This is a genomic window from Azospirillum brasilense, assembly GCF_003349955.1.
Classification (GTDB): domain Bacteria; phylum Pseudomonadota; class Alphaproteobacteria; order Azospirillales; family Azospirillaceae; genus Azospirillum; species Azospirillum brasilense_B.
This window is the reverse complement of the sequence record NZ_QLKQ01000006.1, coordinates 1-19,783: the sequence shown is the minus strand read 5'-3', so window position 1 is coordinate 19,783 and position 19,783 is coordinate 1. Positions and strand designations below refer to the sequence as shown.

The 19,783-nt window shown below is 70.9% G+C and carries 19 protein-coding genes; 8 read left to right on the top strand and 11 right to left on the bottom strand.

Features of this window, described 5'->3' with window-relative positions; all coding sequences use genetic code 11:
- Positions 1-4 precede the first annotated feature (4 nt).
- On the top strand, positions 5-1,057 hold the full coding sequence (locus DXK32_RS04060) for a LacI family DNA-binding transcriptional regulator (RefSeq protein WP_114857367.1): 1,053 nt from the start codon (positions 5-7) through the stop codon (positions 1,055-1,057).
- Positions 1,058-1,083: 26 nt separating this feature from the next.
- Positions 1,084-1,836, top strand: a complete 753-nt coding sequence (locus DXK32_RS04055) for a 2-keto-4-pentenoate hydratase (protein WP_114857366.1) — start codon at positions 1,084-1,086, stop codon at positions 1,834-1,836.
- Positions 1,837-2,009: 173 nt separating this feature from the next.
- Here DXK32_RS04055 and edd read toward each other — a convergent pair whose 3' ends face one another.
- Both edd and DXK32_RS04045 read right to left on the bottom strand, forming a co-directional pair.
- A complete protein-coding gene (gene edd, locus DXK32_RS04050) occupies positions 2,010-3,812 on the bottom strand; it encodes a phosphogluconate dehydratase (protein WP_114857365.1) in 1,803 nt (600 codons plus the stop codon).
- A 43-nt stretch (positions 3,813-3,855) separates the two neighbouring features.
- On the bottom strand, positions 3,856-4,371 hold the full coding sequence (locus DXK32_RS04045; RefSeq protein ID WP_114857364.1) for a gluconokinase: 516 nt from the start codon (positions 4,369-4,371) through the stop codon (positions 3,856-3,858).
- Positions 4,372-4,525: 154 nt separating this feature from the next.
- Here DXK32_RS04045 and DXK32_RS04040 point away from each other — a divergent pair, with 154 nt between their 5' ends.
- Complete coding sequence (locus DXK32_RS04040) at positions 4,526-5,602, top strand: LacI family DNA-binding transcriptional regulator (RefSeq protein WP_247876968.1); 1,077 nt, start codon at positions 4,526-4,528, stop codon at positions 5,600-5,602.
- A gap of 65 nt (positions 5,603-5,667) precedes the next feature.
- Positions 5,668-7,110 (top strand): NADP-dependent phosphogluconate dehydrogenase, encoded by a 1,443-nt coding sequence (gene gndA / locus DXK32_RS04035; protein ID WP_205215642.1) that lies wholly within the window; start codon positions 5,668-5,670, stop codon positions 7,108-7,110.
- Positions 7,111-7,223: 113 nt separating this feature from the next.
- Here gndA and DXK32_RS04030 read toward each other — a convergent pair whose 3' ends face one another.
- From DXK32_RS04030 to DXK32_RS04020, 3 genes are all read right to left on the bottom strand, one after another.
- Positions 7,224-8,015 carry an oxepin-CoA hydrolase, alternative type gene (locus tag DXK32_RS04030; RefSeq protein ID WP_114857362.1) on the bottom strand — a complete coding sequence of 264 codons (792 nt, stop codon included), beginning with the start codon at positions 8,013-8,015 and terminating at the stop codon, positions 7,224-7,226.
- Positions 8,012-8,443 (bottom strand): PaaI family thioesterase, encoded by a 432-nt coding sequence (locus tag DXK32_RS04025; protein WP_114857361.1) that lies wholly within the window; start codon positions 8,441-8,443, stop codon positions 8,012-8,014. Before DXK32_RS04025 ends, DXK32_RS04030 begins: the two co-directional genes overlap by 4 nt.
- Before the next feature lie 61 nt (positions 8,444-8,504).
- Positions 8,505-9,485 (bottom strand): S1C family serine protease, encoded by a 981-nt coding sequence (locus DXK32_RS04020; protein WP_114857360.1) that lies wholly within the window; start codon positions 9,483-9,485, stop codon positions 8,505-8,507.
- Between the two features lie 190 nt (positions 9,486-9,675).
- On the opposite strand from DXK32_RS04020, the gene lysM reads away from it, so the two are divergent.
- Both lysM and DXK32_RS04010 read left to right on the top strand, forming a co-directional pair.
- Positions 9,676-10,164: a peptidoglycan-binding protein LysM gene (lysM, locus tag DXK32_RS04015; protein WP_282184564.1), complete on the top strand. Its 489-nt coding sequence runs from the start codon at positions 9,676-9,678 to the stop codon at positions 10,162-10,164.
- A 158-nt stretch (positions 10,165-10,322) separates the two neighbouring features.
- Positions 10,323-11,210: a hypothetical protein gene (locus tag DXK32_RS04010; protein ID WP_114857358.1), complete on the top strand. Its 888-nt coding sequence runs from the start codon at positions 10,323-10,325 to the stop codon at positions 11,208-11,210.
- Between the two features lie 3 nt (positions 11,211-11,213).
- Here the strand turns inward: DXK32_RS04010 and DXK32_RS04005 are convergent, their stop codons facing one another.
- The 6 genes from DXK32_RS04005 to DXK32_RS03980 all read right to left on the bottom strand — a co-directional run bounded on the left by DXK32_RS04005 (position 11,214) and on the right by DXK32_RS03980 (position 17,060).
- A complete protein-coding gene (locus DXK32_RS04005) occupies positions 11,214-11,966 on the bottom strand; it encodes an ABC transporter permease (RefSeq protein WP_282184563.1) in 753 nt (250 codons plus the stop codon).
- Complete coding sequence (locus DXK32_RS04000) at positions 11,963-12,901, bottom strand: ABC transporter ATP-binding protein (protein WP_114857357.1); 939 nt, start codon at positions 12,899-12,901, stop codon at positions 11,963-11,965. The genes DXK32_RS04005 and DXK32_RS04000 overlap by 4 nt, the downstream gene beginning before the upstream one ends.
- Positions 12,898-14,070 carry an ABC transporter permease gene (locus DXK32_RS03995; RefSeq protein ID WP_114857356.1) on the bottom strand — a complete coding sequence of 391 codons (1,173 nt, stop codon included), beginning with the start codon at positions 14,068-14,070 and terminating at the stop codon, positions 12,898-12,900. Before DXK32_RS03995 ends, DXK32_RS04000 begins: the two co-directional genes overlap by 4 nt.
- Positions 14,071-14,087: 17 nt before the next feature.
- Positions 14,088-15,008 carry a glycine betaine ABC transporter substrate-binding protein OsmF gene (gene osmF, locus DXK32_RS03990; RefSeq protein ID WP_114857355.1) on the bottom strand — a complete coding sequence of 307 codons (921 nt, stop codon included), beginning with the start codon at positions 15,006-15,008 and terminating at the stop codon, positions 14,088-14,090.
- Positions 15,009-15,123: 115 nt separating this feature from the next.
- Positions 15,124-16,263, bottom strand: coding sequence for a ferrochelatase (hemH, locus tag DXK32_RS03985; protein WP_114857354.1), 1,140 nt, complete (start codon positions 16,261-16,263; stop codon positions 15,124-15,126).
- Between the two features lie 68 nt (positions 16,264-16,331).
- Positions 16,332-17,060 carry a GntR family transcriptional regulator gene (locus DXK32_RS03980; RefSeq protein WP_247876967.1) on the bottom strand — a complete coding sequence of 243 codons (729 nt, stop codon included), beginning with the start codon at positions 17,058-17,060 and terminating at the stop codon, positions 16,332-16,334.
- 267 nt (positions 17,061-17,327) lie between these two features.
- On the opposite strand from DXK32_RS03980, the gene DXK32_RS03975 reads away from it, so the two are divergent.
- The gene (locus tag DXK32_RS03975; RefSeq protein ID WP_114857352.1) at positions 17,328-18,347 is read left to right on the top strand and encodes an ABC transporter ATP-binding protein; all 1,020 of its coding nucleotides are present in this window, start codon (positions 17,328-17,330) and stop codon (positions 18,345-18,347) included.
- A 51-nt stretch (positions 18,348-18,398) separates the two neighbouring features.
- Positions 18,399-19,730, top strand: a complete 1,332-nt coding sequence (locus DXK32_RS03970; protein WP_162801067.1) for an ABC transporter substrate-binding protein — start codon at positions 18,399-18,401, stop codon at positions 19,728-19,730.
- Positions 19,731-19,783 lie beyond the last annotated feature (53 nt).

Sequence of the window (19,783 nt, the reverse complement as noted above, 5' to 3'; positions counted from 1 at the left end):
GTGAATGACCATCCTCGACGAGCGCGGCGGACCGGCCCGCATCACCCTGACGGAGGTGGCGCACCACGCCGGGGTGTCGCGGTCGACCGTCTCGCTCGTCCTGCGCGGCAGCCCGCTGGTCGCCGCCGAGACGCGGGAGCGCGTGCAGGCCGCCATCGAAGCCTTGGGCTACGTCTACAACCGCGGCGCCGCGACGCTGCGCGCCGCCCGCACCGACACGGTCGGGCTGCTCGTCTGCGAGATCAACAACTCCTTCTACGGCGAGCTGACCGCCGGGGTGGATGACGTTCTCGGCGAGCAGGGGGTCGTCGCCTTCCTCGCCAACACCGCGGAATCGGGGGAGCGGCAGGACCGCTACCTTCAGCGGATGCGCGAGCAGAATGTGGACGGGGTGATCCTCTGCCCCGCCGCCGGCACCTCGCCGGCGCTGCTGGACCGGCTGCGCCAGTGGCAGCTTCCCGTCGTCCAGGCGCTGCGCTTCCTCTCCGCCCGCGAAGGCGACTACGCCGGGGTGGATTACGAGTTCGGCATGGAGATGGTGACCGAGCATCTGCTGCGGAACGGCCATCGCCGCATCGCCTTCGTCGGCGGCAACCTGTCCCACTCCGCCTTCGCCGGGCGCCGGGCCGGCTTCGCCGCGGCGCTGCGCCGCCATGGCCTGACCCCGGACCTTGTCGTGCGCTGCCCGGCCACCCGCCGCGGCGGGCTGGACGCGGTTGGGCCGCTGATGGACCTTGCCGACCCGCCCACCGCGATGCTTTGTTACAACGACCTCGTCGCGTTCGGCGTGATGCTGGGGCTGGAGGCTCGCGGTCTGCGGGCAGGACGGGACATCGCGGTGACCGGTTTCGACGACCTGACCGAAGCGGCGATCAGCCGCCCCGCCCTGACCACCGTCGCCACCTCCGCCCGCCAGATCGGGCAGGAGGCCGCCCGCCTCCTGCTGCGCCGCATCGCCGACCCGCAGGGCGCTCCGGAGCGCGTGATCCTGCCCGCCCGGCTGGTCATCCGCGAGTCCTGCGGCGCCATGAGAGTCCAACCCGACAAGCACCAATAACCAAAGAAAAGCGAAGGCCCGAAGAGATGAACGATTCCGCATTCAGTGACTCGGTCGATGCCCTGATCCAGGCGCGGAAGAGCCGCGACTGGCTGTCCGCCCTGCCGACCCGCCCGACCAGCGAGGCCGAGGCCTACGCCATCCAGGACGCCGTGGCCCGCCGCCTCGGCCCGGTGGTCGCCTGGAAGGTCGGCGCCCGCACCCCGGACACCGAGCCGTTCCGCGCCCCCATCCACGCCGACACGCTGTTCTTCGACACCACGGTGCTCCCCGCGGCGGACTATCAGGTGATCGGCATGGAGGCGGAGATCGCCTATAAGTTCGCCAAGGATCTGCCGCCCCGCGCCGAGCCCTACAGCCGCGAGGAGGTCCTCGACGCCGTCGAGTCCGTCCATCCCGCCTTCGAGATCGTCGACACGCGCTTCGCCGGCTTCGGTTCGCAGGACGGGCTCAGCCATATGGCCGACCAGTTCAACCACGGCGCCTTGGTCATCGGCCCGGCCATCGCCGACTGGCGTTCGCTGGAGCCGCTGAAGGAGCGGGTCGCCCTGGTCGTCGACGGCGAGACGAAGGCCGACACGGTCGCCGGCAACTCCGCGGGAGAGCCGGTGCGCCTTCTGGTGTGGATGGCCAACACCGGCGCGGTCAGCCTGGGCGGTCTGAAGGCCGGCGACGTGGTGACCACCGGCTCGCACGTCGGCACCGTCATGGTCCCGGCGGGCAGCACGTCGGTCGCCGTGTACGGGACGATGGGTACGTATGAGCTGACCGTGAAGTGATCGGCTTCCCCTCGGTCACACCAGGGTAGTCAGCCCTGGCCTTTGTAACCCTCTCCCCTCCGGGGAGAGGGTGGCCCGGAGGGCCGGTGAGGGGGGTGCGCATGGCGGTACGTCCGGCACAAGCGCAACCCCCTCACCCTAACCCTCTCCCCGGAGGGGAGAGGGAATCATTCTCAGGTAAACACCGAGGCGCCGGCCTCCGCGCTGCCGACCGCCCGGCGGAACACGCCGAACAGCTCCCGCCCGCAGCCGACACCGGCGTCCGCCGGCGCGTCCGCCAGCGGGCGGGCGGTCCATTCCGCGTCGTCCACCAACACCTCCAGCGTGCCGCGCTCGGTGTCCAACCGCAGCACGTCGCCGTCCCGCACCCGGCCCAGCGGCCCGCCCGCCGCGGCCTCCGGCGTGACGTGGATCGCCGCCGGCACCTTGCCCGACGCCCCCGACATCCGCCCGTCCGTGACCAGCGCCACCCGGTAGCCGAGATCCTGAAGCACGCCCAGCGGCGGCGTCAGCTTGTGCAGCTCCGGCATGCCGTTGGCCTTCGGTCCCTGGAAGCGCACCACCACCACCACGTCGCGGTGAAGCTCGCCTTTGCGGAATGCCGCCTGCACCGACTCCTGGTCGGTGAACACGCGGGCCGGCGCCTCGATCACGCGATGGTCGGGCTTCACAGCGGAGACCTTCACCACCGCGCGGCCCAGCGGCCCGCTCAGCACGCGCAAGCCCCCCTCCGCCGCCATGGGCGACGCGACCGGAGCCAATACGGCGGGGTCGGCGCTCTCCCGGACCGCCGCGCCGCGCACCAGTTCGCCCCCCTCCAGCCGCAGCGGACGGCGGTAGGCGGCGATGCCGTCGTCCTCGCACACCGTGGCGGCGTCGCCATGCAGAAGCCCGGCGTCGGCCAGTTCGCCAATCAGGAAGGCCATGCCGCCCGCCGCCTCGAAATGGTTCACGTCGGCGCTGCCGTTCGGGTAGACGCGGGCGAGCAGTGGCACCACCGCCGACAGCTCGGCGAAGTCCTCCCAGGTCAAGGCGATTCCCGCCGCCGCCGCGATGGCCGGCAGATGCAGCGTGTGGTTGGTCGAGCCGCCGGTGGCCAGCAGCCCGACCACCGCGTTGACGATGGCGCGCTCGTCGACGATCTCGCCGATGGGCGTGCGCAGGGCGACCACCCGCCGCGCCGCCGCGTCGGTCAGCGCGTCGCGCAGCGCCGTGCCGGGGTTGGCGAAGCTGGCTCCCGGCAGATGCAGCCCCATCATCTCGACCAGCATCTGGTTCGAGTTGGCGGTGCCGTAGAAGGTGCAGGTCCCCGGCGCGTGGTAGGACGCGGCCTCGGCCTCCAGCAGCGCGTCCTTGTCCAGCTTGCCTTCCGCGTAGAGCTGGCGGATGCGCCCCTTCTCCTTGTTGGGCAGGCCGGAGGGCATCGGCCCGGCGGGCACGAAGACGGTGGGCAGATGGCCAAAGGACAGCGCGCCGATCAGCAGACCCGGAACGATCTTGTCGCAGACGCCGAGGCACAGCACCCCGTCGAAGGTGCCGTGCGACAGGGCGACCGCCGTCCCCATGGCGATGACCTCACGGGAGAACAGCGACAGTTCCATCCCCGGCTCGCCCTGGGTGACGCCGTCGCACATGGCCGGCACGCCACCCGCCACCTGGGCCACGCCGCCCGCCGCGCGCACCGCCGCCTTGAGCCGCTCCGGATAGTCGCCGTAGGGCTGATGGGCGGACAGCATGTCGTTGTAGGAGGTGACGATGCCGATGGCCGGTGTCGAGCCGCCGCGCAGCGCCGCCTTGTCCTCCGCCGCGGTGCAGCCGGCGAAGCCGTGCGCGCGGTTGGCGCAGCCCAGCGCCAGGCGGCGCGGCCCCTGGGCCGCAGCGGCGCGCAGCCGCTCCAGATAGGCGGCGCGGGTGGCGTGGCTGCGCTCCCGGATGCGGCGGGTGACGGCGTCGAGGACGGGATGAAGACTCGTCATGGCGGGTCCTTCCAGACGGCGGAGTGGTCAGGCGGCAATATGTTCAGAAGCCGGGAGCGATCCGGGCGGAGACGCGGGCGGCGATTTCCGCCGGGCTGGCGTCAATGTCGCAGACGATGCCGAGTTCCCCGGACTCCAGCGGCTCCAGGGCGGCGAACTGGCTGTCGAGCAGCGCAGTCGGCATGAAATGGCCGGCGCGCAGCGCCATGCGGGCGTGGATGGTGTCCCGGCTGCCGTCGAGATGAACGAACAGGACGCGCGTCCCGCCGGCGCTCAGCCGGTCGCGGTAGCGCCGCTTCAGCGCGGAGCAGGACACGACGATCGGCGCCCTGGCCTCCTTCGCGAGGACGATGTGGGCGGCAAGGGTGTCCAGCCAGCCCCAGCGGTCCTCGTCCTGGAGCGGGATGCCGGCGGACATCTTCGCGATGTTCTCCGGCGGGTGGAAGGCGTCGCCCTCCAGGAACTGCCAGCCGAGCCGCCGGGCCAGTTCCTCCCCCACCGAGGTCTTGCCGCAGCCCGCCACGCCCATCACCACGATCGCGTCCACGGCCCCGCTCATGTTAGCGGTAACATCGGGAGACGGAAGAGCGCTCATGCCGGTCGGTCCTCGAAACAAAATGGGGCGGGAGAGATGCGCATGTTACCGCTAACAAACGAGGCTTGTAAAGCCCAATCCGGCGCGGGATAATGGCCGCCGGACCACTGGAACGCCGATGACCGCCACCCCCCGCAAACCCCGATCCTCGCGCAGCGGACGCGCCACCATGGCCGACGTCGCCGCCGCCGCCGGGGTCAGCGCCATGACCGTGTCCCGCGCCCTGCGCCGGCCCGACACCGTCAGCGAGGAGGTGCGCGCCCGCGTCGAGGAGGCCAGCCGCCGCCTGGGCTTCGTGCCCAGCCGCGTGGCCTCGGCGCTGGCCTCGGCGCGGACCATGACGGTGGCGGTGCTGATCCCCTCCCTGACCAACGCCGTCTTCATCGACCTGCTGGCCGGCGTGCAGGAGACGCTGAGCCCGCAGGGCTACCAGCCGCTGGTCGGCATCACCGGCTACGGCCCGGAGGCGGAGGAGCGCGTCCTGCGCACGCAGCTCGCCCACGATCCGGACGGGGTGATCCTGAGCGGGCTCGACCACACGCCGGGCACCTGGGACCTGCTGCGCGGCCTGACGATCCCGGTCGTCCACACCATGGACTTGAGCGTGGAGGGGGATTTGATGGCCGAAGGCGGGCACGGCGACTGTCCGGTGCAGACGGTCGGCTTCTCGCAGTTCGACGCCGGCTACGCCGTCGGCGCGCACTTGGTGGCGCGGGGACGGCGGCGGATCGGGTTGATCGCCGGGCAGCTCGACTCGCGGACGCGCCAGCGCTGCGACGGCTGGCGGCAGGCGTTGCGCGACGCCGGACGGCACGACCCGGCGCGTGAGTTGATGGTGCCGGACGCCACCTCGGTCGCGCTGGGCGCGGAGCTGCTGGAGCGCGCGCTGGCCACCCACCCGGACACCGACGCGCTGTTCCTGTGCAACGACGATCTGGCGCAGGGCGCGCTGTTCCAATGCGCGCGGCTCGGCATTCCGGTGCCGGAGCGGCTGGCCGTCGCCGGCTTCAACGATCTGGCCGGGGCGGCCTGGACCGTCCCGCCGCTGACCACGGTCGCCACCCCCCGCCGTGCGATCGGCGTGGAGGCGGCCCGCCTGCTGATCGCGGGCATGGAGAGCCGGACGCCGCAGAGCCGGGAAAATCCGCGCCGCGTGGATCTGGGCTTTCGCCTGATGGTCCGCGAGACCACTTGAGAGACCGCAACCGACCCCCGCACCGCGGGGGGATCATCAAAGAGAATGTACGGGAGTTCGTTGTGATGGTGCAGGGCAACGCGACCAGGACCGGGGCGGAAACCACCGCCGTCGGCTCGGCCGACATCGCCGTCCTCGGCCTGGGCGTGATGGGGCGCAACCTCGCCGCCAATCTGGCCGACCATGGGGCCGTGGTGGCGGGCTACGACCTGGACGAGGGCCGCCGCGGCGCCTTCGCCGCCCAGGTCAGCAACGCCGTCCCCTGCGCCTCGGTGGAGGCGTTGCTGGGCGCGCTCAAGGCGCCGCGCACGATCCTGATGATGGTGCCCGCCGGCGCCCCGGTGGACGAGCTGACGACGGCCCTGCTGCCCCGCCTGGCGCCGGGCGACGTGCTGATCGACGGCGGCAACTCCCACTTCCGCGACACCAACCGCCGCGCGGCGCTCGCCGCCGCGGCGGGTGTGCGCTTCGTCGGGCTGGGCGTGTCGGGCGGCGAGGAGGGGGCGCGGCGCGGTCCCGCCCTGATGGCCGGCGGCGACGCCGAAGCGCTGGCCCCCGTCGCCCCGCTGCTGGCCGCCATCGCCGCCCGCGCCCCGGACGGCGAGTCCTGCTTCGCCCGCGTCGGGCCGGAGGGGGCGGGCCATTTCGTGAAGATGATCCACAACGGCATCGAATACGCCGACATGCAGCTGATCGCCGAGGCGTATCATCTTCTGCGCGAGATCGGCGGCTGCTCCTACGAGCGTCTGGCGGACATCTTCGCCGAGTGGAACGGCGGCGAGCTGGCCTCCTACCTGATGGAGATCACCACCGACATCCTGCGCACCAAGGATGGCGAGACCGGCGCTCCGATCCTGGAGGTGATCCGCGACGCCGCCGGCCAGAAGGGCACCGGCCATTGGGCGGCGACCACCGCGCTGGAGTTGGGCATGCCCGCCCCGACCATCGCCGAGGCGGTGCACGCCCGCTGCTTGTCCGCCCTGAAGGACGAGCGCGTGCGCGCCGCCGAGGCGCTGGCCATCCCCCACGCCCCATCCCGCGAGGATCTGGTCGCGTCGGTCGGCGACGCGCTGCTCAGCGGGCGGATCGCCGTCTACGCCCAGGGCTTCGCGGTGATCGCGGCGGGCAGCCGGCAGTTCGGCTGGGACGTCGATCTGGCGGCGGTGGCACGCATCTGGCGCGGCGGCTGCATCATCCGCGCCCGCCTGCTCGACCGCATCCTGACCGCGCTGAACCGCGCGCCGGAATTGCCAAACCTGATGCTGGACCCCGACATCGCCGGCCTGATGACCCGCGGCGATGCCGGCTTCCGCCGCGTGGTGGCCGCCGCGACGCTGGCCGCGGTGCCGGTGCCGGCGATGGCCTCGGCCCTGTCCTACTGGGACGGCTACCGCAGCGGCCGGCTGTGGGCCAACATGATCCAGGCCCAGCGCGACTATTTCGGCGCCCACGGCTATGAGCGCACGGACCGTCCGGGCATGGTGCACACGGAGTGGAAGGGGTCCTGAGGCCGCGACACTGGCCCCCACCCCGGCCCTCCCCCGCTATTGCAGGGGAGGGAGTCTAGTCCCCTCCCCTGCGCAGCGGGGGAGGGTTAGGGAGGGGGCATCAGCACGACCACTCACCCCTTCGGAAACACCGGCGCCCGCTTCTCGAAGAAGGCGGTCACGCCCTCCCCGGCCTCGTCGTTGAACAGCGACTCCACGAAGGCGTCGCGCTCGCGGTCGAGCTGCTCCGCCAGCCCGCCGTAAGCCACCTCCAGCAGCCCCTTGGCGCGGCCCAGCGCGGCGGTCGGGCCGGCGGCCAGCCGCTCCGCCCAGGCGGTCGCCTCGGCCAGCGCGCCGCCCGGGGCGGTCAGCCGGTTGATCATGCCGAGCTGGGCCAGACGCGGCGCCCCGACGCGCCCGCCCTCGAACAGGATCTCCGCGGCGAGCTGCGGCGGCAGCGCGCGGGCCAGCGACGCCGTGCCGCCGCCGTCCGACGTCAGCGCGACCTTGATGTAGGACAGGGTGAAGACCGCGTCCTCCGCCGCGACGATCAGGTCGCAGGCCAGCGCCAGCGGAAAGCCCGCCCCGCCCGCCGGCCCCTCGACCGCGGCGATCACCGGCTTGGGGCAGGCGCGCAGACTGCGGATCATGGCGTGGAAGCTCTCCACCCCCGCCCGCACCGACTCGCGGTCGCCGCCGCGCGCTTCCTTCAGCCATTTCAGATTGCCGCCGGAGCAGAAGGCACCCTCGGCCCCGGTCAGCACCACCGCCCCGACGCTCGCGTCCTCCGCCGCCGCGTCGAAGGCGGCGCGGGCCGCCTCCATCAGCGCCGGGCCGATGGAGTTGCGGGTGGCCGGGTCGTTGATGGTCAGGCGCAGGACACGGCCGTCCTGCGCGATGTCCAGGCCGGTTTTCTTATCGTTCATCGGGCTGTTCCCTCCGGATTTTCGCTTCCCGGAGCATACTTGAACATTCCCTCGGCGGACGCCAGCAGCGCGCCGTCGTCCTTGCGCCGCACCTCGCCGCGGCAGCCGACAATCTTGCGCCCGCCACCCAGCAGCGTGCCGCGCGCCACCACCGTGCCCTCCGCCACCGCGCCGAGAAAGCTGGAGGACAGCGACAGCGTGACCACCCGGCGGGAATGGCCGGGCACCGCGCAGTGGGTCGCCGCGAATCCCATGACGGTGTCGAGCAGGGTCATCAGCGCGCCGCCGTGCAGGACGCCGCCCCGGTTGCGGTGCTGCGGCGCGATGGTCAGTTCCAGCTCCGCCACGCCGTCCTCCCAGCGCACCAGCGTGTAGCCGAGCAGGGTCTGGAAGCCGGAAGCCGGTTCCCCCTTCATCAAGTCGTCCATAAAAGCGCTCTCCAACCCGTCTTCTTGGTTCTGGAGCGCCAATGTCGCACAAAAGGGCGTGTCAGTGCCGCCGCGCCGCCTTCAAAAAGCGCTCGCGGTCGCTGGAGCCGACGCGCATGTCGAAGACGTCGCCCTCCCGCTCCATGGTCAACGGCACGTCCACCCCCGCCGGGCCGAGATTCCACAGGGCGCGGTAGAAGTCGGCCAGCGAGCCCACCGGCTGCCCGGCCACCGCGCGCACCACGTCGCCGGCCCGCAGTTCCGCCCGCTGCGCCGGCCCGTCGCCGGCCAGCCCGACCAGCACCACCCGCTCCCGCTCGTCCTGCGTGGCGTAGAGGCCGAGCCAGGGGCGCGGCGGGTCGCTGACCTTCCCACGGGTCATCAGGTCGTCGAGGATCGGCTTCAGCAGGTCGATCGGCACGTTCATGTTCAGCGGCAGGACGCGCTCTTCCTCCGCCCGGTACTGGAGCTGGAGGGAGCCGATGCCCAGCAGCTCGCCCCCCGCCCCCAGCATCGCCGTGCCGCCCCAGTTGGGATGGGCCGGCAGGGTGAACAGGGCGTCGTCGATCATGTATTCCCAATAACCGGCGAACTCCTGCCGGGCGACCACCCGCGCGGTGATGGACCGCTCGCGCCCGCCGGCCCCGGCCACCACCACCGGGTCGCCCAACTGCACATGGCGCGACGAGCCGAGCATCAGCGCCGGCACGCCCAGCGGCGACAGCGCCTGCACCAGCCCGAAGCCGCTGGTGTGGTCGTAGGCGACGACGTGCGCCTGCACCGCCCGCCCGTCGTTGGTGGTCAGCCAGACCTCCTCGGCCTCCGCGATCAGGTAGCCGATGGTCAGGACCAGCCCGTCCTCGCGGATGACGGCGCCCTGGCCGGCGCGCTCCGTGCCCAGAACGCCGGCGGTGTAGGCGTCCTCCGGCACGCTGGCCCGCAGCCCGACCACGGCGGACAGCGCCCGGTCGAGGTCGTAGGCCAGATCATCCGGGTCGGGCTGGAATTGCGGCGGAATCCGCCAGTCGTCGGACGGGTTCATCGGCGGCTCCTTTGCGCAGGGGGCGGTCTGATCCTCTCCCCTTTCGGCGTTGCTCTCCATAACCTTATTTGGGACGCCGAACGCCGCTGCTAAGCCCGGCGCTCCGCACCCCCTCCTCCGCGCGTGAAACCAGAGGGCCGCCGCGATGTTGTTCGGGATCGCTTCGCAAGGCGACCAACCGAGGGAGGACATGATGGGCCTGTTCGATTTCTTCCGCCGCGATCACGGCGAAAAGGTCGGTGCCGCGGACACCCCGACCGCCGACGAGCTGAAATCCCACCTGACGCAGGTCGGCCTGCCGACCAATGGGCTGGACATCCAGGTCGCCGACGACACGGTGACCGTGCGCGGCAGCGCCGCCTCGCAGGAGGAGAAGGAGAAGATCGCGGTGGCGCTCGGCAACGTGAAGGGCGTGTCGCGGGTGGACGACCAGACCGCCGTCATCGCCAAGGACCAGAGCGCGGGCGGCCCCGACCAGCCGACCGTGCCGCCGACCGGGCAGCCGGCCAGCCAGACGCGGTTCCACACGGTGGAGAAGGGCGACACCCTGTCCGCCATCGCCAAAACGGTCTACGGCGACCCCAACCGCTACAACGCCATCTTCGAGGCCAACAAGCCGATGCTGAAGGACCCGAACAAGATCTATCCCGGTCAGGTCCTGCGCATCCCGCCGCAGTGAGGGCACGCCATTCCGCGGCGGGAGGCTCCCGCCGCGGGATCGGTCCGCAAAGGTGCAGATCGCGCCGGATTCTCCCGTCATTCCGACCGATCTCGAATTGCTCCGCCCAAGCCGCTCCGGCAGGCTCCCCGCCACGAACCGGCAAGGAGGAGCAGGCCATGAAGATCATCGGATACCCGGACGACCTCATTCCGCGCGTGGCGTCGGCCAGCCTGGGGACATACCGGACCCGGCAGGAATGCGCGGATCTGCTGGCCGGGATGGCCGACGCGGAGAAGGCGTTCGGCTCGATCACGTGGCACAAGGTGATGCTGCTCGCCCTCACCAAGCCGGAGCCGTTGGACGAGGACACCATCCACGTCTACGAGAGCGAGGTGGACAACGCCATCGCCCGCGTGTTCCGCAAGATGAAGATGCTCAACACGCTGGCCGCCGCGGCCTCCAAGGATCTCGGCGCCCTGGCGAAGGCGAATCCGAAGGACGCGGTGGCGAAGAAGGCTCTTGCCGCCACCAAGGCGGTGCCGGGCGTCACAGCCAAGCTGGTGAAGGTCCTTGAGGACGCCATCGACAAGGACCGCAAGGACATCAAGGCCCGTCTGGCCAAGGACGAGGCGGCCCATGAAAAACAGCGCAAGGCGGCCGAAAAGGCGGCGCAGCAAAACAACGGCGGCCAGTTCGTGAACCCCTTCCAGGGCAAGAGCCTTGCGGACATCCTGAAGAGCAGCAAGCTGACGCTGTTGCTGCACGCCTGCGCCGAGAAGGAGCACAACGGCGAGAACATCGAATTCCTGTCGATCACGCGCAAGGGCGTCGACCAGCGGGGAGCGCTGAAGCTCTACAACCTGTTCATCGACCCGAACGGCACGAAGAGCCTGAACATCACGGCCCAGCAACGCACCGATTTCTCCAACGGGATCGGCACGGGCACCTATGTGAAGGCCCTGAAGGACATTCGGGAGCATGTCGAGCTGGTCGTCAGCCGGGACACCCTGAAGCGCGCCCAGGAACTCGGCGAACCCGCCCTGCGCAAGCTCGGTTACAAGTGACCCTCAAACAGCGCCGGGCCGCCAGCGGGTCAGGCGCGCCGCCAGCCGGTCGAACCCGGCGTCCAGCACCACCGCCAGGGCGGCCACGATCACCGCGCCCTGGATGACGTAGGCGGGGTTGGAGCCATTCAGCCCGACGATGATCGGCAGGCCGAGGGTCTTCGCCCCGACCGTGGAGGCGATGGCCGCCGTGCCGAGATTGACGACCGCCGCCGTCCGCACCCCGGCCAGGATCACCGGGGCGGCCAGCGGCAGCTCCACCCGCCACAGCAGCGCGCCCGGCCCCATGCCCATGCCGCGCGCCGCCTCGCGCACCGGCTCCGGCACCGCTTCCAAACCGGCCACGGTGTTCTCCACGATGGGCAGCAGCCCGTAGAGCGTCAGCGCGATCAGCGCCGGGGCCGGGCCGAAGCCGAGCACGGGGACGGAGACGGCCAGCACCGCCACCGGCGGGAAGGTCTGCCCCATCGCCGCCACCGCGTCGAGGACGCCGCGGAATTCCCGGCCGAAGGGCCGGGTCACCGCGATGCCCGCCGCCCCGCCGAGCAGCACCGCGATCAGGCTCGCCCCACCGGCCAGCGCCAGATGGTCCAGCGTCAGGGCCAGGAAGTCGTCCGCCTCGTACAAGGGCCGGTCGAGCGCCGGGAAGGCGGCGGCGAACAGCGGCTTCAGCGCCGGCATCCCCAGCACCAGCGCCGCCAGGACGAGCAGCCCCAGCGCCAGCCGGTCGGTCAGCAGGCTCCGCAGGCGGCTCACGGCCGGTCCGGCCCGCGCAGCAGGTCGGCGAGATGGAGCGTGCCCATCGGGCGCCCCTGCCCGTCCGCCACGGGAAGCCGGTCAGTGCCGCGCGCGACCATGGCGGCCAGCGCCTGGCGCAGCGACGCCCCCGCCGCCAGGGGATCGCCCGGCGCCGTTTCGCCGGGGCGCGTCCGCTCCGCCACCGTCTCCACGGCCAGCCGCTTCAGCCCCCAGTCCTCGCGCCCCACCAGATCGCGCACCCGGTCGTCGGCGGGATCGCTCAGGATGTCGAGCGGCGTGCCGGTCTGCACCAGCCGCCCGCGGTCCAGAATGGCGATCCGGCTGGCCAGCGCCAGCGCCTCGTTCATGTCGTGGGTGACGAAGACGATGGTGGTCCCGGTCACCGTGTGGATCGCCGCCATCTCCGCCTGCAGGGCGCCGCGGGTGATCGGGTCGAGCGCGCTGAACGGCTCGTCCATCAGCAGGATGTGCGGCTCCGCCGCCAGAGCGCGGGCGACGCCGACGCGCTGCTGTTGCCCGCCGGACAGTTCGTGCGGGTAGGCGCCGCGGTAGCGTTCCGGGTCGAGATTCAGCAGGGTCAGCAGCTCCGTCACCCGGTCGCGCACCCGTGCCCTGGGCCAGCCGAGCAGGTCCGGCACGGCGGCGATGTTGCGCTCCACCGTCCAGTGCGGAAACAGCCCGACGCTCTGGATCACGTAGCCCATGCGGCGGCGCAGCGCCTCCGGCTTCAGGCGGGCGATGTCCTCGCCCTCCACCCGGATCGTCCCGGCGTCCGGCGCGATCAGCCGGTTCATCATCCGCAGAACCGTGGATTTGCCGGAGCCGGACGGCCCGATCAGCACACGGAACTCCCCGGCCGCCACGGTCAGCGACAGGTTATCGACGGCTGTCCAGGCGCCGAACCGCTTGGTCACTCCCTCGAAGGCGATCACGCCGCCGTCCTCCCCAGTCGCGACAGCGCCAGCGCCGAGGCCAGCTTCAGCGCCGCGTCGGCGGCGACGGCCAGCAGGATCACCGGCACCGCCCCCAGCAGCACGAGGTCCAGCGCGTTGGCGAACAGCCCCTGGAACATGATGGCTCCCAGCCCGCCGGCGCCGATCAGCGCCGCCACCGCGGCCAGCCCGACCGCCTGGACCAGCGTGATGCGCAGCCCGGCCAGGAACACCGGCAGGGCCAGCGGCGCCTCGACCCGCCAGAAGATCTGGCGCGGCGTCATGCCGATGCCGCGCGCCGCCTCCCGCACCGGCTCCGGCACGCCGGCCAGCCCGGCGGCGGTGTTGCGCGCGATGGGCAGCAGCGAATAGAGCGTCAGCGCGATCACCGCCGGCACCGGCCCGACCCCGCCGATCCCCAGCCCCGGAAAGGCGGCAGCCAGCGCCGACAGAGGGGCCAGCAGCAGCCCGAACAGGGCGATGGACGGAATCGTCTGCACCACGTTCAGCACCGGAAACACCAGCCGCCCCACGGCGGCGGAGCGCTGCGCGGCGATGCCCAGCGGCACGCCGATCACCAGGGTCGGCACCAAAGCCGCCGCGACCAGCGCGGCGTGGCGCAGCACGGCCCCGGCGAAGACGTCCCGCTGGTTGGCGTATTCCTTCATGATCGACAACTGGTCGAGGTGCCCGGCGGCGAACTGCCCGCCGATCAGCGCCGCCGCCAGCGCCCCCACGGCGACCCGCCCGGCGGGACCCAGCCCCAGCCGCCGCACCCCGTCGAGGACGGCGAGCAGAGCTGCCGCCTCCATCACCCAGAAGCCCGCCCCGAAGGAGGTCCGCGCCGCCGGGCTGGCCGTCGCGGCGAGCAGCGCGGCGTGCTGCCCGGCCAGCCAGACCAGCCCCGCCGCCGCCAGTACCCCCGCCCCGACATACAAGATGTTCACCGCCCGGCCCGGCCGCAGGAACGGCACGGCCAGCAGCAGGGCGACCGGCAGCAGCGCCGCCCCGCTCCATCCGGCGCCCGCCACAGCGCTCAACGCGATGGCCTTTCCCGACAGCAGCCGGTTGGGCGCGAAGCCAAGGAACGGCAGAGCCAGCGCCGCCGCCACGGTCATGGCGGCGAGCAGCAGGGCGACGCGGTTGTGGATCGGACGGACGCGGGTCATTCCGTCGGTTCAGGCCGTCAGTTCAGAAATCCCTTGGATTTCAGATAGGTCGTGGCGACCGCCCGCGGATCCTGCCCCTCCACGGAAATCTTGGCGTTCAGCCCGCGCAGGGTCTCGGTGTCCAGGGATCTGAACACCGGGTCCAGCAGGTCGCGGATCTTCGGATGGGCGTCCAGCACGCCGTCGCGGATGGTCGGGGCCGGGGCGTAGACCATCTGCGCGCTCTTGGTGTCCTTCATGACCACGAGGTCCAGCGCGGCGATGGCGCCGTCCGTGCCGTAGACCATGGCGGTGTTGACTCCGGACGTGCCCTCGGCCGCCGCGCGGATGGTCGCCGCCGTGTCGCCGCCGGCCAGCACCAGGATCTGGTCGGGCTTCAGCGTGAAGCCGTAGGATTTCTGGAAGGAGGGCAGCGCCGCCGGGCTTTCCACGAACTCCGCCGAGGCGGCGAGCTTCGCCGCGCCGCCGGCTCCGACCCAGCGGGCGAAATCCTCCATGGTGGCGAGGGTGTTGGGCGCCGCCACGTCGCGGCGCAGCGCGATGGCCCAGGTGTTGTTCGCCGGCGCCGGGGTCAGCCAGACGATGTTGTTCTTGTCGCGGTCGAGCTGCTTCACCGTCTCATAGCCGGCGGCGGCGTTCTTCCAGGCCGGATCGCTGTCGATGTTGAAGAAGAAGGCGCCGTTGCCGGTGTATTCCGGATAGACGTCGATCTCCCCGGCCAGCAGGGCGCTGCGCACGATCCGGGTGGGGCCGAGCTGGATCTTGTTCTCCACCGGAATCCCGTTGGCCTCCAGCACCTGCAGGATCATCGTGCCGAGCAGGCCGCTTTCGGCGTCCAGCTTCGATCCGACACGGACCTTGTCCGCCGCCGCAGCACTCCCCACCGTCAGCAGCGCTCCCAACGCCAGGGCGGCCACCGCCCGAACCACACGCCGCATCCCCCGCATCCTCCCAACCATCGTCCAATTTGTCCGTCCGCCAGCATGGGGAAGCCGGGCCGCCGCGGCAACCCACCCTTTCCGCCGGTACGGCCCTCCATTTTGGAGAAGGGGCTCACGCCGTGACGTGGTCCTCCGCATCGCGCGCCGCCCGCGCCCCGGCGCCGTCCACCCAGCCGCCCAGCTCGCGCTCGACGAGGTCGGACAGGAAGATGACATGGTCGGGATGGTCGTTCAGGCAAGGAATGTAGGTGAAGCGCTCGCCACCGGCCGCTATGAAGGCGTCCTTCACCTGGAACTGGATCTCCTCCAGCGTCTCCACGCAGTCGGCGGAGAAGCCCGGCGCGATCACCGCGATCTTGGTCTTACCGGCGCGCGCCAGCTCCTCGACCGTCTTGTCGGTGTAGGGCTTCAGCCACTCCGCCTTGCCGAAGCGCGACTGGAAGCTGTACTGCACCCGCCCGGGCTCCCAGCCCAGCCGCTCGGCCAGCAGGCGCGCGGTCTTCACGCAGAAGCAGTGGTAGGGGTCGCCGCGGTCGAGATAGACCTTGGGCAGACCGTGGAAGCTCGCCAGCAGCACGTCCGGCGTGTGGTCCAGCGCCGCGATGTGCCGCACCACCGAGCGGGCCAGCGCCTCGATGTAGCCCGGCTCGTCGTGGTAGGCGGGGACGGTGCGCACCGCCGGCTGCCAACGCATGGTCATCAGGTGACGGAAGGCCTGATCGTTGGCCGTGGCCGTCGTGGTCGCCGAATATTGCGGGTAGAGCGGGAACAGCAGGATGCGGTCGCAGCCCTGGTCCTTCAGCCGCTGGATCGCCGGGCCGACCGCCGGCTGGCCGTAGCGCATGGCCCAGTCGACCACGACCGCTTCGCCGTGCCGCGCCGCCAACTCCGCCGCGACGCCCTCCGCCTGGGCGCGGGTGACGGTCTTCAGCGGGCTTTCGTTGCGCTCCTCGTTCCAGATGCTTTTGTAGGCATGGCCGCTCTTGCCCGGACGCACGGTCAGGATGATGCCGTTCAGCACCGGCCACCATACGGCCTTCGGGACCTCGATGACGCGGGGGTCCGACAGGAACTCCTTCAGATAGCGGCGCATCGACCAGTAGTCGGTCGCCTCCGGCGTTCCGAGATTCATCAGAAGCACACCGACGCGGCGCGCGGGAACCGGCGGATGGTCGGCGGGCTTGGGAATGGGCTGCATGATGTCGGTCACCTCGATGTCGCGGCGGGCAGCATAATAGCGAGCCGAACCCATCGGAAGCAGCCCTTTGTCCCTATGCGGTCGATAGGGCTGGGCTATCCTCCGGCCGTTCGGACAGGCTCTTACGTTCGTTCGGCGAAAACGGATTTCAGATCGACCGCGCCGTCCGGCCGCGCGTCGAGGTCGAGCTGCCGCTCCACCGCGTCGAGATGCTCCATCATCAGCCGCATCGCCGCGCCGGGCGGGCCGGACTCCAGCGCCTCGACGAAGCGCCGGTGTTCGGTGGCGGAGCAGGAATGGGAGGACCGCCGCTCGAACGCCGCGATGGCGAGGCTGGAGCGGTCGATCAGGTCGGCCAGGATACCGGCCAGCGTGGCGTTCCCGGCGAAGTCGGCCAGCAGTTGATGGAACTGCCCCGACAGGCGGATCAGCGCCATGCGGTCGCCGGCCCGGTCGGCCTCCTCCTCCCGCGCCAGATGGGCGCGCAGCTTCGCCGACATCTCGTCCGGCAGGGGGCGGGCGGTGCGCTCCAGCGCCTCGACCACGGCGCGCTCGATCACGCGGCGGGCTTCGAACACCTCGCGCGCCTCGCGCGCGGTGGGCTTGGCGACGAAGGCGCCGCGGTTGGGGATCAGCGTCACCACGCGCCGCTGCGCCAGCAGAAGCAGCACCTTGCGCACCCGCTCGCGGCTGACACCGAACACCTCGGCCAGGCTCTCCTCGGCCAGCTTGGTGCCGGGCGGCAGCCGGCGGTCGGCGATGGCCTCGCCGATGCTGCGGACGATGCGGGCCTCCGCCCCCTCCCCCCGCCCGCGGACGGCGCGGCGGGGGGCGCTCAGGACAGTTTTCATGATGGCACGGGCGCTGTTCAATGTGTTGCCGCGGATTGTGCACAAAACGGACCAGCGGACAAACGCGACTCCCGCGCCCTGCCCATGCATCGGGCACAGCCCACCCATGCACAATTTCGCGCCACAGCGCCGAAATCCTGACCAATCGCTGATTTTCGCTGCCGGAAAGCCGCGGAAATCCGCCATTCACACGCTGGCATGGAACTTGCGGACGTATTCGACAGCCGCAGCGGGACCTGCGGATTGTGCACAAAATCGGAGAGGGCCATGACCGCCAGAACGACCGCAGCCGGATCGCCCGCCACCGGATCAACCGTCGAGCTGGTGAAGCTGCGCAAGTTCTACGGTTCCACCGTCGCCGTGGACGGCATCGACCTGCGCATCGCCGCCGGGGCCTATTGCTGCCTGCTCGGCCCCAGCGGCTGCGGCAAGACCTCCACGCTGCGCATGATCGCCGGGCATGAGGACATCTCCGACGGCGACCTGCTGATCGGCGACACGGTGGTCAACGGGGAGCCGCCGGCCCGCCGCGGCACCGCCATGATGTTCCAGAGCTACGCCCTGTTCCCGCACCTGGACTGCACCGACAACGTCGCCTTCAGCCTGAAGATGAAGGGTGTCGCGAAGGAGGAGCGGCGGCGGCGCGCGCGGGAGATGCTGGACCTCGTCCACATGTCCCAGTACGCGGACCGGCTGCCCGCCCAACTCTCCGGCGGCCAGCAGCAGCGCGTGGCGCTGGCCCGCGCGCTGATCACCCGGCCCGGCGTCCTGCTGCTCGACGAGCCGCTGTCGGCGCTCGACCCCTTCCTGCGCATCCGCATGCGCGAGGAGCTGAAGCGCCTGCACACCGAGCTTGGCATCACCTTCGTCCATGTCACCCACAGCCAGACCGAGGCGATGGCGCTGGCCGACCTCGTGGTGGTGATGAACCAGGGCCGGATCGAGCAGGCCGGCCCGCCGCGCGAGGTCTTCAACCAGCCGCGCACCGCCTTCGTCGCCCGCTTCATCGGCGGCCACAACGTGGTGGAGGACGCCGCCGGCCGCCGGGCCGTGCGCGCCGACCGCATCCTGCTCGGCCGTCCCGAGGGCACCGATCATCAGTTGGAAGGCACCGTCCGCGCGCTGGAGTATCACGGCGCGTCGGTCCACCTGACGCTCGACGTGCCGGGTGCCGAGGACTTCGCCGTGGTGCTGGACGAATCCCGCTTCTACGACGCCCCGCTTGCCATCGGCGACCGCGTGACCGCGGGCTGGAAGGCGCGCGACGTCCACCCCCTGGTTGCCTGATTTCCCCGACCAATCCCCAAAAACCGACCGACCATACTGGAGGCACAGAGCATGACCGAGACGCGCACCGGCTCGCCCCTTTCCGCCGGGACCACCACGGGCGGAACCACAACGGGCGTCAGCCGCCGCACGCTGCTGAAGGGCACCGCCGCCGCCGCGGGTGTCGCCATCGGGTCGGGGGCGATCACCGGCTTCCCCACCATCTGGGCGCAGAACATCAAGAACGTCACGCTGCGCCAGTTCGGCACCGGCGTGTCGAACCTGAACGCCGTCGCCGACAAGGTGAAGGAGGATCTGGGCTTCACGCTGCAGATGACCGCGCTCGACAGTGACGCGGTGGCCCAGCGCGCGGTGACCCAGCCGAAGTCCTACGACATCGCCGACATCGAATACTGGATCTGCAAGAAGGTCTTCCCGGCCGGCGTGATGCAGCCGATGGACGTCTCCAAGATCAAGAACTTCGACAAGATCGTCCCGATCTTCGTCAACGGCAAGCTGACCCCGGAGAGCGCCGTCGCCCAGGGCACCGCCCCGCACACCGTCGGCTTCGTGGAGGGCAAGGACAGCATCAAGTTCGCCAAGTCGGCCACCCAGTGGATGACGCTGATCCCGACCATCTACAACGCCGACACGCTGGGGATCCGCCCCGATCTGGTCGGCCGCCCGATCACCAGCTGGACCGACCTGCTGGACCCGGCCTTCAAGGGCAAGGCGTCGATCCTGAACATCCCCTCCATCGGCATCATGGACGCCGCCATGGTCTGCGAGGCCATGGGCGAGGTGAAGTACGGCGACAAGGGCAACATGACCAAGGAGGAGATCGACAAGACCCTCAAGATCATGACCGACGCCAAGAAGGCCGGCCAGTTCCGCGCCTTCTGGAAGACCTTCGACGAGAGCGTCAACCTGATGTCCTCGGGCGAGGTCATCATCCAGTCGATGTGGTCGCCGGCCGTGGCCGCCGTGCGCGCCAAGGGCATCCAGTGCGTCTATCAGCCGCTGAAGGAAGGCTACCGCGCCTGGGGCGGCGGCCTCGGCATCGCCAAGCATCTGAGCGGGCTGGAGCTGGAAGCGGCCTACGAATACATCAACTGGTACCTGTCGGGCTGGGTCGGCGCCTATCTGAACCGCCAGGGCTATTACTCCGCCGTGCTCGACACCGCGAAGGAGCACATGTCGCCGGACGAGTGGGCCTTCTGGATGGAGGGCCAGCCGGCCAAGACCGACATCCTCAGCCCCGAGGGCAAGGTGATGGAGAAGGCCGGCGCGGTGCGCGACGGCGGGTCGTTCCAGGACCGCATGGGCCGTGTCGCCTGCTGGAACGCGGTGATGGACGAGGACCGCTACATGGTCCGCAAGTGGAACGAGTTCGTCGCGGCGTAACCTAGGCCCGCTTGCCCCCACCCTCCCGCTTCGCGGGTCCCTCCCTCCCCCGC

Bases quoted from the DNA above. Each gene is read 5' to 3' on its own strand.
- DXK32_RS04060 (WP_114857367.1), top strand. From the start codon at position 5: ATGACCATCCTCGACGAGCGCGGCGGACCGGCCCGCATCACCCTGACG.
- DXK32_RS04055 (WP_114857366.1), top strand. From the start codon at position 1,084: ATGAACGATTCCGCATTCAGTGACTCGGTCGATGCCCTGATCCAGGCG.
- edd (WP_114857365.1), bottom strand. From the start codon at position 3,812: ATGACGAGTCTTCATCCCGTCCTCGACGCCGTCACCCGCCGCATCCGG.
- DXK32_RS04045 (WP_114857364.1), bottom strand. From the start codon at position 4,371: ATGAGCGGGGCCGTGGACGCGATCGTGGTGATGGGCGTGGCGGGCTGC.
- DXK32_RS04040 (WP_247876968.1), top strand. From the start codon at position 4,526: ATGACCGCCACCCCCCGCAAACCCCGATCCTCGCGCAGCGGACGCGCC.
- gndA (WP_205215642.1), top strand. From the start codon at position 5,668: ATGGTGCAGGGCAACGCGACCAGGACCGGGGCGGAAACCACCGCCGTC.
- DXK32_RS04030 (WP_114857362.1), bottom strand. From the start codon at position 8,015: ATGAACGATAAGAAAACCGGCCTGGACATCGCGCAGGACGGCCGTGTC.
- DXK32_RS04025 (WP_114857361.1), bottom strand. From the start codon at position 8,443: ATGGACGACTTGATGAAGGGGGAACCGGCTTCCGGCTTCCAGACCCTG.
- DXK32_RS04020 (WP_114857360.1), bottom strand. From the start codon at position 9,485: ATGAACCCGTCCGACGACTGGCGGATTCCGCCGCAATTCCAGCCCGAC.
- lysM (WP_282184564.1), top strand. From the start codon at position 9,676: ATGATGGGCCTGTTCGATTTCTTCCGCCGCGATCACGGCGAAAAGGTC.
- DXK32_RS04010 (WP_114857358.1), top strand. From the start codon at position 10,323: ATGAAGATCATCGGATACCCGGACGACCTCATTCCGCGCGTGGCGTCG.
- DXK32_RS03995 (WP_114857356.1), bottom strand. From the start codon at position 14,070: ATGACCCGCGTCCGTCCGATCCACAACCGCGTCGCCCTGCTGCTCGCC.
- osmF (WP_114857355.1), bottom strand. From the start codon at position 15,008: ATGCGGCGTGTGGTTCGGGCGGTGGCCGCCCTGGCGTTGGGAGCGCTG.
- hemH (WP_114857354.1), bottom strand. From the start codon at position 16,263: ATGGGTTCGGCTCGCTATTATGCTGCCCGCCGCGACATCGAGGTGACC.
- DXK32_RS03980 (WP_247876967.1), bottom strand. From the start codon at position 17,060: ATGAAAACTGTCCTGAGCGCCCCCCGCCGCGCCGTCCGCGGGCGGGGG.
- DXK32_RS03975 (WP_114857352.1), top strand. From the start codon at position 17,328: ATGACCGCCAGAACGACCGCAGCCGGATCGCCCGCCACCGGATCAACC.
- DXK32_RS03970 (WP_162801067.1), top strand. From the start codon at position 18,399: ATGACCGAGACGCGCACCGGCTCGCCCCTTTCCGCCGGGACCACCACG.